Here is a 1380-nt window from a genome sequence, read left to right as displayed (position 1 = left end):
GGGAGTGTCAGATTAACGGTGGATCCGACCTTGGCGTCGGTTAGTTTCCGTTCGGGGTGATGCGTCCTTCGAAGGTGATCGCGAACGCGTTGAGCGCTGGCTTCCACCTCATCGCCCATCGTGCCTTACCTTTCCCGGTGGGGTCCAGTGCCCGCGTGGCGAGATACAAGCACTTGAGGGCCGCTTGCTCTGTCGGGAAGTGTCCACGAGCGCGCACTGCGCGCCTGTAGCGGGCGTTGACGGACTCGATCGCATTCGTCGAGCAGATCACCCGCCTGATCTCGACGTCGTAGTCCAGGAACGGAACGAATTCACTCCACGCGTTGTCCCACATCCTGATGATCGCCGGGTATTGCTGACCCCATTTCTTCGTGAACTCGGTGAATCGTTCCTTCGCCGCAGACTCTGACGGAGCGGTGTAGACCGGCCGCAGATCACGCGCCATCTCATCCCAATACTTCCGCGATGCAAACCGAAAGGTGTTGCGTATCAGGTGAATAATGCACGTTTGCACCACCGCCAGCTCCCAGACGGTGTTGATGGCATCCGGCAAACCCTTCAGTCCATCGCACACCACGATGCAGACGTCGGCGACACCGCGGTTCTTGATTTCCGTCAGAACCGCGAGCCAGAACTTCGCGCCCTCACCACCCTCGCCGGCCCAGATCCCCAAGATGTCGCGTTCACCGTTCACGGTGACACCGATCGCGACATACATCGGCCGGTTCGTGACCTGACCGTCCCGGACTTTGACGTGCACAGCATCGATGAACATCACCGGATACACGCGCTCGAGTGGCCGGTTCTGCCATTCGGTCATTTCCCCGACGACCTTGTCGGTGATGCGGGAGATGGTGTCCTTCGATACCGTCGCGCCATAGATGTCCTGAAAATGCGCGGACACCTCACCGGTCGTCAAACCCTTTGCCGTAAGCGACAATACGATCTCATCGATCCCAGTCAGCCGGCGTTGACGCTTCTTCACGATCTGCGGCGCGAAGGAGGAATCGATGTCCCGCGGGACTTCGATCTCCACCGGCCCGATCTCGGTAAGCACCGTCTTCGAGCGAGTGCCGTTACGGGAGTTGCCGCTGCCGCGGCCAGCAGCATCATGTTTTTCGTAGCCGAGGTGCTCGGTCATCTCCGCATCCAACGCGGTCTCGAGGACATTCTTGGTGAGCTGATTGAGGAGCCCGTTCGGGCCCATCAACTCCACGCCCTGCTCCTTGGCTTGCGCCAGGAGCTGCTCGGCCAACTGCTTCTGATCCACCTCGGTCGCTGCCATGGGATCCAGTGTTTCGGTCATCGTCGATCCTTCCCACCAAGCTGAGCTCGGCGTGTCGAACCAAGGACCGGATCAACCGTTATTCAGACAGTCCC

The 1380-nt window shown here is 59.9% G+C and carries 1 protein-coding gene; it reads right to left on the bottom strand.

Features of this window, described 5'->3' with window-relative positions; genetic code table 11:
• Positions 1-40 precede the first annotated feature (40 nt).
• Entirely contained in the window at positions 41-1285 is a 1245-nt protein-coding gene (locus AB0O58_RS26720; RefSeq protein ID WP_269596898.1) for an IS256 family transposase, read from the bottom strand.
• Between the last annotated feature and the right edge of the window lie 95 nt (positions 1286-1380).

The organism is Rhodococcus sp. NPDC080181, assembly GCF_040702225.1.
Classification (GTDB): Bacteria; Actinomycetota; Actinomycetes; order Mycobacteriales; family Mycobacteriaceae; genus Rhodococcoides; species Rhodococcoides fascians.
The sequence above is the reverse complement of the archived record's forward strand: the minus strand, read 5'-3'. Positions and strand labels throughout refer to the sequence as shown.

Bases quoted from the DNA above. Each gene is read 5' to 3' on its own strand.
- AB0O58_RS26720 (WP_269596898.1), bottom strand. From the start codon at position 1,285: ATGGCAGCGACCGAGGTGGATCAGAAGCAGTTGGCCGAGCAGCTCCTG.